Origin of the sequence: Bacillus sp. EKM208B, from assembly GCF_011800725.1 — a bacterium.
Taxonomy (GTDB): domain Bacteria; phylum Bacillota; class Bacilli; order Bacillales; family Bacillaceae; genus Bacillus; species Bacillus velezensis.
In genome coordinates, this window is the sequence record NZ_JAANHO010000014.1 from 50,613 (window position 1) to 65,415 (window position 14,803).

General features: G+C 47.6%; 14 protein-coding genes and 3 tRNA genes. 4 read left to right on the forward strand and 13 right to left on the reverse strand.

From position 1 onward, the window contains the following. Positions 1 to 5: 5 nt before the first annotated feature. Both G9F75_RS18460 and G9F75_RS18465 read left to right on the forward strand, forming a co-directional pair. The gene (locus G9F75_RS18460) at positions 6 to 1,046 is read left to right on the forward strand and encodes a cytochrome d ubiquinol oxidase subunit II (protein ID WP_021494497.1); all 1,041 of its coding nucleotides are present in this window, start codon (positions 6 to 8) and stop codon (positions 1,044 to 1,046) included. Positions 1,047 to 1,103: 57 nt separating this feature from the next. Then, a complete protein-coding gene (locus G9F75_RS18465) occupies positions 1,104 to 1,262 on the forward strand; it encodes a DUF1540 domain-containing protein (protein ID WP_007408842.1) in 159 nt (52 codons plus the stop codon). 15 nt (positions 1,263 to 1,277) lie between these two features. Here G9F75_RS18465 and G9F75_RS18470 read toward each other — a convergent pair whose 3' ends face one another. From G9F75_RS18470 to G9F75_RS18515, 10 genes are all read right to left on the reverse strand, one after another. Next, the gene (locus G9F75_RS18470) at positions 1,278 to 2,159 is read right to left on the reverse strand and encodes a metal ABC transporter permease (RefSeq protein WP_061862507.1); all 882 of its coding nucleotides are present in this window, start codon (positions 2,157 to 2,159) and stop codon (positions 1,278 to 1,280) included. Continuing rightward, positions 2,149 to 3,435, reverse strand: a complete 1,287-nt coding sequence (locus G9F75_RS18475; RefSeq protein WP_017418425.1) for a metal ABC transporter permease — start codon at positions 3,433 to 3,435, stop codon at positions 2,149 to 2,151. The genes G9F75_RS18470 and G9F75_RS18475 overlap by 11 nt, the downstream gene beginning before the upstream one ends. Beyond that, positions 3,435 to 4,187 carry a metal ABC transporter ATP-binding protein gene (locus G9F75_RS18480; RefSeq protein WP_072177721.1) on the reverse strand — a complete coding sequence of 251 codons (753 nt, stop codon included), beginning with the start codon at positions 4,185 to 4,187 and terminating at the stop codon, positions 3,435 to 3,437. The genes G9F75_RS18475 and G9F75_RS18480 overlap by 1 nt, the downstream gene beginning before the upstream one ends. 20 nt (positions 4,188 to 4,207) lie before the next feature. After that, positions 4,208 to 5,125: a metal ABC transporter solute-binding protein, Zn/Mn family gene (locus G9F75_RS18485; protein WP_029974111.1), complete on the reverse strand. Its 918-nt coding sequence runs from the start codon at positions 5,123 to 5,125 to the stop codon at positions 4,208 to 4,210. A gap of 269 nt (positions 5,126 to 5,394) precedes the next feature. Beyond that, positions 5,395 to 6,510 (reverse strand): o-succinylbenzoate synthase, encoded by a 1,116-nt coding sequence (gene menC / locus G9F75_RS18490; RefSeq protein WP_025649760.1) that lies wholly within the window; start codon positions 6,508 to 6,510, stop codon positions 5,395 to 5,397. Further along, positions 6,507 to 7,970, reverse strand: coding sequence for an o-succinylbenzoate--CoA ligase (locus G9F75_RS18495; protein WP_109567150.1), 1,464 nt, complete (start codon positions 7,968 to 7,970; stop codon positions 6,507 to 6,509). Before G9F75_RS18495 ends, menC begins: the two co-directional genes overlap by 4 nt. A gap of 87 nt (positions 7,971 to 8,057) precedes the next feature. Next, a complete protein-coding gene (gene menB, locus G9F75_RS18500; protein ID WP_003152221.1) occupies positions 8,058 to 8,876 on the reverse strand; it encodes a 1,4-dihydroxy-2-naphthoyl-CoA synthase in 819 nt (272 codons plus the stop codon). Between the two features lie 58 nt (positions 8,877 to 8,934). Next, positions 8,935 to 9,759, reverse strand: a complete 825-nt coding sequence (gene menH / locus G9F75_RS18505) for a 2-succinyl-6-hydroxy-2,4-cyclohexadiene-1-carboxylate synthase (protein ID WP_094296106.1) — start codon at positions 9,757 to 9,759, stop codon at positions 8,935 to 8,937. Next, a complete protein-coding gene (gene menD, locus G9F75_RS18510) occupies positions 9,747 to 11,483 on the reverse strand; it encodes a 2-succinyl-5-enolpyruvyl-6-hydroxy-3-cyclohexene-1-carboxylic-acid synthase (protein ID WP_167409303.1) in 1,737 nt (578 codons plus the stop codon). The genes menH and menD overlap by 13 nt, the downstream gene beginning before the upstream one ends. Next, the gene (locus G9F75_RS18515) at positions 11,480 to 12,895 is read right to left on the reverse strand and encodes an isochorismate synthase (RefSeq protein WP_167409304.1); all 1,416 of its coding nucleotides are present in this window, start codon (positions 12,893 to 12,895) and stop codon (positions 11,480 to 11,482) included. Before G9F75_RS18515 ends, menD begins: the two co-directional genes overlap by 4 nt. A gap of 282 nt (positions 12,896 to 13,177) precedes the next feature. Here G9F75_RS18515 and G9F75_RS18520 point away from each other — a divergent pair, with 282 nt between their 5' ends. Next, the gene (locus G9F75_RS18520) at positions 13,178 to 13,897 is read left to right on the forward strand and encodes a TraR/DksA C4-type zinc finger protein (protein WP_007613312.1); all 720 of its coding nucleotides are present in this window, start codon (positions 13,178 to 13,180) and stop codon (positions 13,895 to 13,897) included. A gap of 156 nt (positions 13,898 to 14,053) precedes the next feature. Beyond that, the gene (locus tag G9F75_RS18525) at positions 14,054 to 14,524 is read left to right on the forward strand and encodes a TspO/MBR family protein (protein WP_095061228.1); all 471 of its coding nucleotides are present in this window, start codon (positions 14,054 to 14,056) and stop codon (positions 14,522 to 14,524) included. A 35-nt stretch (positions 14,525 to 14,559) separates the two neighbouring features. On the opposite strand, the gene G9F75_RS18530 is transcribed toward G9F75_RS18525, so the two are convergent. The 3 genes from G9F75_RS18530 to G9F75_RS18540 all read right to left on the reverse strand — a co-directional run bounded on the left by G9F75_RS18530 (position 14,560) and on the right by G9F75_RS18540 (position 14,803). Further along, positions 14,560 to 14,631, reverse strand: a tRNA-Glu gene (locus G9F75_RS18530). A 3-nt stretch (positions 14,632 to 14,634) separates the two neighbouring features. Continuing rightward, positions 14,635 to 14,725 (reverse strand) — tRNA-Ser (locus tag G9F75_RS18535). A gap of 3 nt (positions 14,726 to 14,728) precedes the next feature. Further along, positions 14,729 to 14,803, reverse strand: a tRNA-Asn gene (locus tag G9F75_RS18540).

Below are 14,803 nucleotides of genomic sequence, written 5' to 3' on the forward strand. Positions count from 1 at the left end.
TTGAAATGGACATTACCATGGATGCTCTCATTGCGATATCAATCGTATGGGGCTTCGTGTTTATCTACGCGGTCATGGCAACGATGGACTTCGGAGCAGGCTTTTGGTCGATGATTTATTTAAATAGAGAACAAACAAAGGCGACAAACATCGCCAACCGTTATTTGTCCCCGACATGGGAAGTGACCAACGTCTTTATCGTCGCGATCGTTGTCGCCCTATTCAGCTTCTTTCCAGGGGCAACCTTCGTGCTGGGAACCGTTTTATTGATCCCGGGGAGTATTATTTTGCTGCTTTTGGCCATCCGCAGCGGCTTTCTCGTCTTCTCCAATACTGCGAAGGAAAGAAAAATCATGAGATATATCTCCGGAATTTCGGGCTTCATTATTCCCGCTGTTCTGATTTTGGTCCTTCCGGTCACACACGGAGGATTTATTGAGAAGACGGGCGGCGTGTATCACCTGAATTTGGAAAATGTCTTTACAAGCCTTAATGCGTATGCGTTTATCGGCTTTGCCATTTTAAGCACTTTATTTTTATCTTCACTGCTTCTGGCCGATTTTTCAAATGTTGCGGAAGAGGAGCATGCGTACCGCATCTACAGACGGAGCTCTTTACTAACAGGGCCGCTGTCGCTTCTGTTTGCCTTCTTCATTATGCTGACATTACGCTCTGAAGCCGGCTGGCTGTATACGGGGATGATGAAAGACAAGACATGGCTCATTCTGTCTGTCATTACATTTATCATTGCCGGCGTGGCTCTGTTTTTGCCGAATAAGCGCTTCGGCCGCAACCTCGGCAAACCGAGAATCGCCATGATCGCCATTGCGCTTCAATACTTTCTGGCAAGCTATGCATACGGACGGGCGCATCTTCCTTATATGATTTATCCGGATATTACGGTCATGTCAGGATTTACGGAGCCGGCAACCTTCAGGGCGCTGTTTATGACGTATATCGTCGCTTTCATCATTTTGTTTCCCGGGTTTTATTTCTTCTGGAAGCTCTTTATGAAAGACAGACGTTATATCCGCCAGGAGGAATAACAGAAATCAAGGCGGCTCATACTAATGGCGTACCTTTTATCTTGGAGGGGAGCCAGCATGGACCAAAAAATTCTGTGTGAAGTCAATAACTGTTCATATTGGGGCAGAGGAAACAAATGCACGGCCGACGCTATTTATGTGGTCAGCCATACAGGCGAAACCGCTGAAAAAAGTGAAGAAACGGATTGCAAAACCTTTAAACCGCATGATTTATAAAAGAAAAGAGCTGTTTTATACAGCTCTTTTTAATTTCCGCGCCGCAAGCCTTTTTGAAATCAGCCCTTGAGCCGGAGAAAACAGAAAGGCCAGCAGAAAAAACACGCCGGTCATCGCAGCCATCGCACCTGAAATTGACACGTTGAGCCATGTGGCGGCGCCATATCCCAATACGGCTGACAGCCCGCCGATACCCGCGCTGATGAAAAGCATGGAAGAAAGGCGGTTTGTCAGTAAATAGGCGGCTGCAGGCGGTACAATCAGCATCGCAACGACTAAAACCGCTCCCACTGAATCAAAAGAAGCAACCGTCGTAAGCGACAGCATACCCATCTGCACATAATGAATGACCAGGACAGGAATGCCGATGGCTATCGCCATTTCCGGGTCAAAGGCGGCGATTTTAAATTCTTTATAGCAGCAGACAATCAGCAGCACATTGATGATAAGCACAGATAAAATCATCCAAAACGCTTTAGGGCCGATATCAGCGCCGAACAGCTGAGCTGTATTCCACGGAACGAAAGCAATTTCTCCCATAAGCGAATGTTCTATATCAAGATGTACATGTTTGCCGTATACAGACAGCAGAATGACGCCGACCGCAAACAAGGACGTAAAGACGACACCGATAGCCGCGTCAGACTGCACGCCTTTACTGTGCAGAAACTGTACGAAAAAAGCCGTCAGCAGCCCGGATGCCGCAGCTCCGATAAACATCGGAATTCCGTTAAGGGCTCCCGTCACAAGGAAAGCGCCGACAATTCCGAGCAGCACCGTGTGGCTGATCGCGTCAGCAAGCATCGCCATGTTTCTCAGCACAAGAAAAGTGCCGATTAACGCGCAGCTCACGCCGACTAATATTCCCGTTGCGATAATCCACGCTTCATAACTCATTGTAAGCGCCTCCTTTCTCCTTTTGAAGTGATTCATTCGGCATTCGCCCGTGCAATCGTAAAAGCTGCAAAAGCTTTTCTTTCAGTTCTTTCGGCAGAAGATCCGGATGAAATTCGTCCCTGGCGGCCGTTTCTATACCGGCCAGTTCCGTTTCATGCATGAGGTAAACTTCATACATGCGCTGTGATAAGACAATTTCGTATCCCTTCGTCAGCCCTGCCTCCGTCATCCGCCATTGTTCGGCTCCGCTGCGCTTGAGGTATCCCTTTTTCTCCAGTTTCCTGATAGGGCGCTCCCATTCTTTTTTCAACATCTGCCCGGTGACTGAGGTTTCATTCGTTTGTTCACTCATTTCGTAAATAGCTGAGAGCGTTTGTTCAAAAGCGGTCTTTTTTCTCAGCCGGAAAAGTTTAACCGTCTTTGACACCAGTCCGCGATCCGGAGCGAATAATAGAGAAAACAGAAAAACGGAAGCCGCGCTTAAAATAATTAACGGCCCGGTCGCCATACCGTCCGTCGTCGTACTTAAAAGCGTTCCCGCCACACCGGATAACCCGCCGATTAATCCGGACAGCACGATCATGACCGTTAAACGCTCCGTCCAATACCTTGCGGCGATCGCCGGCGTAATAAGCATGGCCGCCATTAAGATGACACCGACCGTCTGCAGCCCGATCACAACCGCACAAACAATTAAAAAAACCAGCAGTCCGTTCAGAAACCTGACAGGCAGTCCCGCCCCTTTCGCAAATGCCATATCAAATGTGATCAATTTAAATTCCTTAAAAAAGACGGCGCACAACAAAAGCAGAACGGCAGAAATGACTCCGATGATGACAATGTCCTGTTTAACGAGTGACGCCGCCTGACCGAATAAAAAAGAATCAAGCCCGCTCTGGCTTCCGGAACCGAGTCTTTGAATATAGGTCAGAAGAATAATGCCGATCCCGAAAAACACGGACAATACGATGCCGATCGCAGAATCCTCCTTCGTTTTTGAATGCTCCGTGATGTTCTGGATGCACCAAGTTCCAGCAAGCCCCGCGGCAGCCGCTCCGATCAAGAAGAACAGCATCGTCTTTTCTCCGGCAATGAGAAACGCAAGACATACTCCGGGCAAAGCCGAATGAGCCATGGCGTCGCCGATCAGACTCTGCCTCCTGAGAAGCACAAAGCTTCCCAGCACGCCGCTTGCCATGCCGAGAAGCAAAGTTCCCGCCAACACCCATTGGGTATTCGGTTCCTGAAGCTGAAGCCATATATGATGCAGCGCCATCAGCCCGTTCCCCCTTCGGCCAGGAGGTGATCTTTCAAAAATGCAAGCCTTCCTCCGTACGTTTTTTGTAAATTTTCGATTGTAAACACGTGTTCAGTCGGTCCGAAAGCAATCTTTCTCATGTTCAGCAGCAGCATCCAATCGAAATACTCCTTTGCCGTCTGCAGGTCATGATGGACGACGAGCACGGTTTTTCCTTTTTGTTTTAATTCCGTCAACAGCGTGATAATCGCCCGCTCCGTAGCGGCGTCAACTCCCACAAACGGTTCATCCATAAAGTATATATCCGCATCCTGACATAAAGCCCGGGCCAGAAAAACCCGCTGCTGCTGGCCTCCTGAAAGCTGGCTGATCTGCCTTTTGGCATAATCAAGCATACCGATCTTATCCAAACAGGCTTCAGCAAAATCAATATCACGTTTTTTCGGACGCCTGCACCAGCCGATATGCCCATATCTTCCCATTAAAACGACATCCAGAGCGCTTGTCGGAAAATCCCAATCCACAGAACCGCGCTGCGGAACATAGCCGATCCTCTTCCGCTCCTTTTCTGATGATTTCCCATAAATAGAGACCGTTCCGGAGGCGCTTGGCGTTAATCCTAAAACAGCTTTTATCAACGTTGATTTTCCGGCTCCGTTCGGCCCGATAATCCCGATCAGTTTTCCTTCCGGCACCTGCATGGTGACGTTCTGCAGGACCGGTTTTTTGTGATAGGCTACCGTCACATTTTCAATGCTGACAGGATACACGTCATTCTCTCCCTTCCTGTTTATTTTAATGAGCTGACAATCGTATCTATGTTATGGGCGAACATACCGGCGTACGTGCCCTCTTTTGTCCCCTTTTCGCCCATGGCATCTGAATACAGCCAGCCGCCGACCGAAACATCATGACCTTTTTCTTTGGCGCCCTCAACAACCGCGTTTATTGACTTTTTCGATACGCTGCTTTCCGTAAACACAGCTTTAATTTCCTTATCCGCAAGCAGACTGACAAGCTTTTGAACATCTTTCAGTCCGTAATCAGAGTCAGTGCTCAGCCCTTGAAGTCCTCTGACCTCAAATCCGTATTCCTTGCCAAAATACGCAAAGGCATCATGTGCTGTAACTAGTACACGGCTTTTTTCGGGAATTGTCCCGATCTTTTCTCTCGATTTTTTATCTAAAGATTTCAAATTCTCTTTATACTCTTGGGCGTTTTTTGTAAAGTCGTCTGCATATTCCGGTTTTGCTTTTTTTAATTGCGCTTCGATTTCGTCAACGGCATACAGCCATAACGGAATGCTGAACCATACATGCGGATCATACATATTCTCACCCGCTGGAATCAATTTCTCCTTCGGTATTGATTCAGCCACTGCTGCAGACGGTTTTTGCCGGCTGATTTTCGTTAACATATGCTCCATTTTCCCTTCTAAGTGAAGTCCGCTGTATAAAACAACATCCGCCTCCGTTAATTTTTTCGTATCTCCTTGTGATGCTTTATAAAGATGCGGGTCGACTCCAGGCCCCATCAGTGACGTCACTTCAACATGGTCTCCGCCGATATGTTCAGCGGCGTCAGCCACCTGAGAAGTGGTAGCCGTAATCGTAAGCTTTCCTTTTTGTCCGCCTGAAGATTCAGAGCTGCATGAAGACAATGCAAAACAAATCATCAGCACAGACGCCATTACACTGCTTCTTTTCATATCCGTCCCCTTTCCTTTGTCCCGTTCTCTTTTAAATGTGATGTTGATGTCAGTCTTATGACAATTCTTTATATTTAAGAACAAATGATTGATACAGGACAAAAAGTTTCCTTTGTGCAAAATTATCGCACACACTCACATTTGTCAAGTGTCCGCTCATTAAAAAAACCGGCTGATACAGCCGGTTCAAACGGGGGAAGGGGTGATGATGAACAGTTTCAATATAACAGCAGCATACAGGCAGCTCAACTCGCTGAAATGTCTTTTTATCAGTTGTTTGTCGTAAAAACGTCCATTTGGGTGACGTATTTTCTCATTATTTCCTGATTGACTTCGACACCCAGTCCGGGACCGTCCGGAACAGAGATGAACCCCTCTTCGATATGGATGTCGGGAGTGACAATATCCTCCTCCCAGTATCGGTCTGATGAGGAAATATCACCTGGTATCGTAAATTGCGGCAGCGAAGCAAGCGCGACTGTCTGCGCTCTCGAAATGCCGGTTTCAAACATTCCGCCGCACCAAACCGGCATGTGATGCTCTCTGCATAAGTCATGTATTTTTAAAGCCTCTGTCAGGCCTCCTACACGCGCCGGTTTTATGTTAATGATTTTACAGCTCCCAAGCTCAATCGCCCGCCTTGCGTCATCATATGAGCATATGCTTTCATCAAGGCATACCGCGGTTCTCAAGTGTTTCTGCAGGTGGCGGTGATCGACAATATCATCTGCCTGAAGCGGCTGTTCTATCATCATGAGCTGGAATTCATCCAACTCTTTCAGCCTGCTGATGTCTTTCAGTTCATATGCCGAGTTGGCATCCGCCATCAGCGGTACGTTCGGAAAACGGCTGCGGATGGCTCTGACCAGATCAACGTCATGGCCGGGCTGAATTTTTATTTTTATACGTTGATAACCTTCTTTTACGTATTGCTCAATTTCCCGAAGCATCTCATCAGCCGAAGCAAGACCCACCGCCACGCCGGCGGGCACTTTATCTCTTTTGCCCCCTAAGGCTTCTGCGAGTGATATCCCTTTTTTCTTGGCATATAGATCCCACACGGCTGATTCCAGCCCCGCTTTTGCCATGCGGTTTCCTTTGAAACGCGCGAGACTGTCAGGCACCTCTGACGGATGGAAAAACTCGCGGCCTACGACATTCGGGATGAAAAAATCTCTCAGCATATGCGCGCATGTCTGAATCGTTTCTTCTGTATACCACGGAGAAGAAAACGCCGATACCTCCCCCCAGCCGGTTCTCCCGGTTTCATCGATCGCTTCCACGATCAAAAATTTACGGTCCTGCAGCGTTTCAATACTTGTTTTAAACGGTTTTTTCAGCCTCATACTTACATGATAAAGGGTGATTTTTTCAATCTTAATCATGACAATTCTCCTTTACGAAGCTCATTCAGCCGATGTCTCATCAGTTTATTGGACGCGTTCCGCGGGAGCTCGTCAACCGCGAAAAAAGCAGCCGGTATTTTATATTTTGCAAGCCGCTCACGGCAAAAGGCGGTCAGCTCCTCAGAACTGACAGAAGAAGTCAGCACGAGAAAAGCATGCGGCACTTTCCCCCACTTCGGATCTTCTGCTCCCGAAACACCGGCCTCCGCTACAGCCGGATGGGCAAGCAGCGCCGCTTCCACTTCTGCCGGGTAGATGTTCTCTCCGCCTGAAATAATGAGGTCCGACCGCCTGTCCAGCACGTATAAAAACCCTTCATCATCCAAATAGCCAAGATCGCCCGTTTTAAACCATCCATTATGAAAAGCGGCCTGGTTTGCGTCGTCACGATGGTAATACCCTTTCATTACATTCGGGCCTTTCACCGTAATTTCACCGTGTTCAAACGGCGCACAAGGGTTTCCGTCTTTTTCAATTCTAATTTCGCATGAAAACAGCGGTTTACCGGCCGAGCCGAGCTTGTCCATGCTGAATTCCGGAGAAAGCGTGACAATCTGTGAGCAGGTTTCAGTCAAGCCGTAAGATTGGAATACCGGAAATTGTTTCCTGCGGCATTCTTCAAGGAGCGGCAGCGGTGCCGGCCCCCCGCCAAGCAGAATGCAGCGCAGTGATTCAGGACATTGTTCAGTTTCCGCAAGCAGGCCCGAAAGCATGGTCTGCACCGCTGAAATGATCGTGACCTGATGGCAGCTGATGCTGTCAAGCACATCGGTGACAGAAAATTTTTGATGAAGCACGACAGGCATGCCGTAAATGACCGACTTAAACAGCGCAGACAGACCGCTGATATGAAACAGCGGCAGCGCAATAAGCCAGCGGTCCCGCTCCGTGACCCCCAGATTCAGCGCAGACGATACAGCGCTGGAATAATGATTACCGAAAGTCTGCTGCACCCCCTTCGGCCTTCCCGTTGTTCCTGACGTATACATAAGAGTCGCCGTATCATCAAGCGTTACATAAGCTTCAGGTTCAATGTCACCCGCCTCTTCAGCCTGCAGCTCGTCCACATCTGCGGCGGCAACCGCAGATTCATATTCTTCACGGCAAAAACCGTCCTCCGTCAATAAAAGCTTTGCCTGTGAATCTTCGAGCTGAAACAACCGTTCCTGTTTTGAGAGTTTCGTATTCAACAGCACAGCTTCCGCCCCTAATAAGAAGCAGGCGTGAACGGCATAAACCATTTCCGGTCTGTTAGAAAGCAAAATCGCGGCACGGTCTCCTTTTTTAAGCGAGCAGTATTTGGACAGCCGCGCGGCCATTTGTTTAGAAGCATGATATAATTCTCTGAATGTCATCTGTTTGTTTTCAAATATGAGAGCGATTCTCTCTGGTGTCAGCTGAGCCCTTTGAATGAGCCAATTCGGCTGTTCTGTCAGCATGTTATCATCTCCGAGGTAAAAGTACTTTTTTTGAAAAGAAAACAGCTTGGACCAGAGCGGCTCAAGCTGTTTCGTAGTTTCATCTGATCACGGAAAACGAGGGAATTGACCGAAATCGGGACTGCGTTTCTCTTTAAAGGAATCGCGGCCTTCTTTCGCTTCGTCAGTCGTGTAATAAAGAAGCGTTGCATCTCCTGCAAATTGCTGAATTCCGGCGAGGCCGTCTGTATCTGCGTTAAATGCCGCTTTAAGGAAACGAAGGGCTGTAGGGCTTTTCTCAAGCATTTCTTCACACCATTTAATTGTTTCCTCTTCAAGTTTCTCTAATGGGACAACCGTATTGACAAGCCCCATGTCGAGCGCTTCCTGCGCGTTGTATTGACGGCACAGGTACCAGATTTCACGGGCTTTCTTATGTCCGACGATACGCGCCAGGTAACCTGAGCCGTAACCGGCGTCAAAGCTTCCCACTTTCGGTCCGGTTTGGCCGAAAATCGCATTATCGGCCGCAATCGTTAAATCACAGACGATATGAAGCACATGGCCTCCGCCGATGGCATAGCCTGATACCATCGCTACGACCGGTTTAGGAATAACACGGATCAAACGCTGAAGATCAAGCACATTCAGACGCGGGATCTGATCGTCTCCGACATATCCGCCGTGACCGCGGACTTTTTGGTCTCCGCCTGAACAGAATGCTTTATCTCCCGCTCCCGCAAGAACGATGACACCAATATTGGAGTCATCACGCGCACAAGCAAACGCGTCAATCATTTCTGATACCGTCTTAGGAGTAAATGCGTTATGTACCTCCGGGCGGTTAATTGTTATTTTTGCAATACCGTTATACGTCTCGTACAGGATTTCATCGTACTGACGTTCACTTTTCCATTCTGCAGCCATTGATATGACCTCCTTCATTTTTGCCTGAGTCCGGCCGAAAAGCTATTTTCTTTATGCTTTACAAGCCGTATAAAAACTCACTTACTATCTTACCAAAAATTCGCGGCTGTTCCACATGTACCGTGTGCCCCGCCTGTTTGACAACCTCTATTTTACTTGATGGGAGCAGGTTATGCACCTTTTGATTAATAGCGCAAAACTTTTCATCCCATTCACCGCATATGAGCAGGACGGGCGCCTTGATGCGGTGTAATGCCTCCCACCAGGAAGGCTGTGAGCCCGTCCCCATTCCGAGCAGGCTGCCTGCAAGTCCGGACGGATTATTTTTCAGCCTGCCGGCACGGATGGATGCCTTTACGCTGTCCGGCAGAGAAAGCTGCGTGGCAAACAACGGAATGCTCTCCCAATAATCGACAAACGATGTTATACCTTCCCGCAATATAAAGTCAGCAAGCTTCCGGTCTGACTGAATCCGCTTCTTGCGTTCCTGAAGCGTGCTCAGGCCCGGGGTTGTACTTTCCAAAACAAGCGCTGACACCCGATGCGGAAATGCCTGTGCAAAGGAATACGCAAGTCTCCCCCCCATAGAATAACCAATAAGTTTCACTTTGTGAAGTTTTAATTGATCAAAAACGGCGGCAAGGTCCGCAACCTGCCGGCTCGTAGTATACCTTGCCGCTTGCACAGGCGCGTCTGTCTCCCCGTGACCCAGGCAGTCAATCATCACCATTCGTTCGCCGGGAAACATGCCGCGTAAAAACATCCATGATTCTTTGCTGCCCGTAAATCCATGCAGACAAACAATAGCTTCAGACGATTCGTGTCCGCTATCAGCAGCCCGATAGCATACACCGTCTGCCGTTTTAACAGTTACAGTTTCCATTCTTTTTTCACTTCCCGCACTGCGGCCTGCAGCAGATCGCGATGGAATTGAACTCTTGATGTCCGATCTGTTTTCAGCTCGATTATATGAAGTCCGGGCTTGTCCGCCTGCGGCTGATACGCATCCTTAAATGCTTCCCATGTCTCAGGGCAAGTATACGTCCCGCCGTACAGTGCGGCGGCATGCCGGAAATCAAGACCCGTCGGCGTACCGAACAGTTCTTCAAAATGAGTCTTATCAGATGCCTGCGGCAAAAACGAGAAAATCCCGCCGCCATCATTGTTTATTAAAATAACCGTAAGCGGAATTCCAAGTTTTTTAGCCGCTAACAGCCCGTTTAAATCATGGTAAAACGATAAATCTCCAATTACAAGCGTGACAGGAGCTTTTGTACCCTCACAAAGTCCCATAGCCGAGGAGACAACTCCGTCAATGCCGTTAGCGCCGCGGTTGGCATAAACACGGAAGGAACGATCTTGTTTTTCAAAGAACGTATCCACGTCGCGAATCGGCATGCTGTTGCCGACAAAAATCGAACTGCCTTCAGGGACAAGGTGCTGAAGCTGACGATATACATTTCCTTCAAATGATAAATCATCCATGTTCGCGGCCTGTAAATGACTCCGGAACCGGTCATTGACAAATTGCCATTTCTCAAGCCATTCGGACGGCCGTTTTCCGGTTTCAGCTGAACGGACCGCTTCCAAAAACACCGACGGATGGCAATGAATCATATGCGCGCCGGCCTGGGTGGGATCTCTCCATCCTCCGTCTTCATCGACGATAAACTGCTCAATGGCAGGATCATCTCTGAGCCATAAAAAGAGCGGTTTGGAAACCGGCATCGGACCGAAGCGGATCACAGCGTCAGGGCGCAGCGCCTCTTTTATTTCTTCATCTTTTAAAAACGAGTCATAAGCATCAATAATCAGCGTCTTATCATGCTCCCCGTTTCGGAGGTTTGAAAGCGGATCAGCCAAAATCGGGAACTGATGCATCTCGGCAAGCGCGATGATTTGCTGCTTTTCTGCTTCACCGTGAATTTCGCCGCAGACGATCATACCTCTTTCGGTCCCCGCGAGACGCTCTGTAATATGACAGAGAGAGTCTTGAGCAGCTGACTGAATCCCTGTTGTGACTGAGACGTGCCGCCCCTTTCTCATTCTTTCAAAAGGTCCGGCTGATAAATCCGGCATCAAAGGCTCTCTGAGCGGCACATTGATATGGACCGGCCCCATCGGGCGCTTCCCGGCTTCACTTACGGCTCTGCCGGCCAATGTTCTGATATAGCTCAGCATTTGAGGATTTTCTTCAGGCAGAGCCGAGTCTGTGAAAAACTTAACAAAGTTACCGAACAGAAAATGCTGGTTAATCGCCTGAGGCGCCCCCACTTCCCTCAATTCATGAGGCCGGTCAGCAGTCAGGACAATAAGCGGCACTCTTGAATAATGAGCTTCAATCACGGCCGGATAGAAGTTAGCCGCTGCCGTTCCTGACGTACAAATCAGCATGACCGGACGCTGGCGGGCTTTTGCAAGACCGAGTGCGAAAAAACCTGCGGATCGTTCATCAATCTGTATATGGACTTGAATATCCGGATGGGCCGCCGCCAAAACCGCCAAGGGAGTTGACCTCGACCCCGGGCAAACAACTGCATCGGTCACACCCGATAGAGCGAATTCATCAATAAAGCTTCCGATATAATGTGTAATCGGGTTTGTCAAAGCCTTTCACCTCCTAAAGCAGAGATCATCGGCTTTAGTTTAATTTGTGTTTCTTCATATTCTGATTGCGGATCTGAATCTTCAACAATGCCGCAGCCTGCGAAAAGCCGCGCACTTTTGCCTTCAATCAGCCCTGATCGGATAGCCACGACAAATTCTCCGTTTTCCCTGCCGTCCACCCAGCCGATCGGAGCCGCGTACCATCCGCGTGTCATCGGTTCAATATCAGCGATAACTTTAATAGCTTTCTGCTGGGGAGCTCCGCCCAATGCCGGTGTGGGATGCAGCTTTTCAATTAAATCAAACAGCGAAGCGGACGTTTTAAGATAGCCTGTGATCGGCGTATATAGATGCTGAACACTTTTTGTTTTATATAATTGCGGACCTGCAGGCTTTTTCACATCGCTGCAGCTCGACAAGAAAGAATCGTGTATCATCTGAACCACAAAATCATGTTCCGCGAGATTTTTTTCGTCATGCAGCAATTCCTTGCCGAGACGGTCATCTTCTTGTTGATTTTCTCCGCGCTTAATTGAACCTGCCAGACAGGTGGACATGACGTCTTTGCCGGATTTTTTGATCAGCCGTTCCGGTGAAGCGCCGACAAAGCATTTATCTCCCTGCTCAATCGCAAAAACATAGCTTGTCGTTTGGTCTTTCAAAAGCTTACGGACAACGCTCTCTGCCGGAATAGGCCCATCATATGACAAAACGACTTCCCTTGCCAGCACGACTTTATCATATTGATTTGCTTTCATATCATTTGTTGCTGTTTTAATGGCTTCAAGCCAGTTTTCCACATCAAGTTCTTCCGCTTTTGTTAAAACAGGATATTCTTCATACTCAATTGAAGAAACTGAAAAAGCTTCCGAATAAGATTTCAGACGTTTCAGCGTATCTTCTGCCTGATTACCGTCTGCTGCCCATTGATTGACGGTTAAATAATCACCATCTGCCGTCTTTGTCAGCATGAGTGAGGGGATAAAGAACAGCCCTTCTTCGAACCCGTTCCATTCGTCTCCTCTCTCTTCAGCGGGATTAAATGAAAAACCGCCGAATAAGACAGGGCCGACCGCGGTATGCGCCGCCTCTTCTTCTTCATGAATATGAAAAGCCATCTTTTTAAAGCGCTCCCATTGTTCAAAAACGTCGTGATAACGCTTTCCATTTTTTTCATTCGATTGGAACAGCGCTTCTGTGCCAAGACCGACTATTGTTAATTCACTACCGGGTTCTGACCAAAAAAATCGTTTGCCTTTATATTTTTTTGCTCCGTCTTTGAAAAATGATAGAGGGTCTAAAGACGCAATACGTCTTGAATAGCTCAATAAGACAGCATGGTTGACTTGTTTGGCTTTATGTAATGCATGATCTGCTTCCTCTCGGAACGTATGCTGCACCGTTGTCACCATGAGACATTCCTCCATAATCCGTTAAATGCTTTTAATACAATACACCTGTGATGACTTTGTGTCAAACACACAGATTTGAGCACGACAAAATGCCTGCATTTCTTATTATAAACCTTTTTGCGCAAATGAATAAAGAAACAAACTTGAATTTTCTTTCCCCACTCTCGGCAATCACTGTATCCTTTTACTTCCTCATGGGAAAATGACTATTTTTATCCACCATTTTTCTGCGCAAAAGCGTTCATACTAACAGTAAGCATCACATAGAAACGAGGGATTGATGTGCTTACAAACGAACAGATCACACACTTAAAAAAAGAATTGGAAGAAGCCAGACATGATATTTTAAGCCGCTTTAAAGAAAATGATCAATTTCAGTTAACTGATGAATTCCCGTATCAGTCATCCGGCGAATTGTCTTCCTATGACAATCATCCCGGCGATCAGGCGACCGAATTATACGAGCGGGAAAAAGACCTGGCTCTGCTCGACCATGAACGGGAGCACCTTCGCGACATTGATTACTCTCTGAAACAAATTGAAAACGGCACATACGGCACATGTGAAGTCAGCGGCAAGGACATTCCTTATGACAGACTTGAAGCTCTGCCGACGGCTACGACATTGGCGGAATATTCCTCGCAGGATGCCGTTTCCAAAGACAGGCCGATTGAAGAGGAAACACCGTTCGGACAGTTTGAATTTGATGATGATGAATCAATCCGGGCGGCTTACGATAGTGAAGATGCTTATCAGGATGTTGAGGAATACGGAAACTCAGAAACGCCTCAGGATTTAGAGGATCCTCCGCTCAGCTATGGGGATATGACAATGAACTCAGAAGAAAACATCGGCTATGCTGAGGATTATGAAAACTTTATCGCGACAGATATTACCGGCAAAAACATTTCCGTGTATCCAAGCAAAGCACACGAAAAATATGAACAGGAACTTGACGAAGAAGGAATTATGACGACATTCGGCGATCTTCATGCTGATTAAAACCCCGGCCTGCCGGGGTTTTTGAATACAAATAAATGGTTTGCTGCATTTTCACACTGAAAACTCATACACTTAATGGTGCATGAACCCTTTAAAAGGTTTAATATTTTCAAAAAAGGGAACTAATGTATTGACATTGAATGGCGGAGGGAACAAATGAAAAAGAAGTATATCGGTGCGATTATTGTATTTATCATTACATATGTCTTGTTTTCTTTAGCGGGGGTTCTCTTTCCCATCGACCGGGAATGGTATGACGCGCTGCAAAAAACCGACTGGACGCCGAGCGGATCAGTGATCGGCATCATATGGGCGGTTTTGTTTGCGCTTATTTCGCTCTCAGCAGCCTTGATATACGCAAAGTTTTCATGTAAAGAATCCAAAGCTTTTTGGGTGATGCTTCTCATCAATTATATCGTGAATCAAGGATTCAGCTATTTTCAATTCACACAGAAAAATTTGCTTGCTGCATCTATCGATTGCCTGCTTGTGGCGCTGACAACACTCATTCTGTTGCTCATTGCCGGTAAATACAGTAAAGCTTCAGCCTGGCTTCTGGTTCCTTATTTATTATGGAGCGCTTTTGCCACATACCTGTCTTTTACCATTTACGCTATGAACGCATAATAAAAAACCTTGCATAGTATGCAAGGTTTTTTTAATGACCCGTACGGGATTCGAACCCGTGTTACCGCCGTGAAAGGGCGGTGTCTTAACCGCTTGACCAACGGGCCTTATGGCGGAGAAGGAGGGATTTGAACCCTCGCGCCGCTTACACGACCTACACCCTTAGCAGGGGCGCCTCTTCAGCCACTTGAGTACTTCTCCGTATGGCTCCACAGGCAGGATTCGAACCTGCGACCGATCGGTTAACAGCCGATAGCTCTACCACTGAGCTACTGTGGA

Coding starts and splice junctions, on each gene's coding strand:
- menC (WP_025649760.1), bottom strand. CDS start 6,510: ATGATTAAGATTGAAAAAATCACCCTTTATCATGTAAGTATGAGGCTG.
- G9F75_RS18460 (WP_021494497.1), top strand. CDS start 6: ATGGACATTACCATGGATGCTCTCATTGCGATATCAATCGTATGGGGC.
- menB (WP_003152221.1), bottom strand. CDS start 8,876: ATGGCTGCAGAATGGAAAAGTGAACGTCAGTACGATGAAATCCTGTAC.
- G9F75_RS18525 (WP_095061228.1), top strand. CDS start 14,054: ATGAAAAAGAAGTATATCGGTGCGATTATTGTATTTATCATTACATAT.
- G9F75_RS18485 (WP_029974111.1), bottom strand. CDS start 5,125: ATGAAAAGAAGCAGTGTAATGGCGTCTGTGCTGATGATTTGTTTTGCA.
- G9F75_RS18475 (WP_017418425.1), bottom strand. CDS start 3,435: ATGGCGCTGCATCATATATGGCTTCAGCTTCAGGAACCGAATACCCAA.
- menH (WP_094296106.1), bottom strand. CDS start 9,759: ATGGAAACTGTAACTGTTAAAACGGCAGACGGTGTATGCTATCGGGCT.
- G9F75_RS18495 (WP_109567150.1), bottom strand. CDS start 7,970: ATGCTGACAGAACAGCCGAATTGGCTCATTCAAAGGGCTCAGCTGACA.
- G9F75_RS18465 (WP_007408842.1), top strand. CDS start 1,104: ATGGACCAAAAAATTCTGTGTGAAGTCAATAACTGTTCATATTGGGGC.
- G9F75_RS18470 (WP_061862507.1), bottom strand. CDS start 2,159: ATGAGTTATGAAGCGTGGATTATCGCAACGGGAATATTAGTCGGCGTG.
- G9F75_RS18515 (WP_167409304.1), bottom strand. CDS start 12,895: ATGGTGACAACGGTGCAGCATACGTTCCGAGAGGAAGCAGATCATGCA.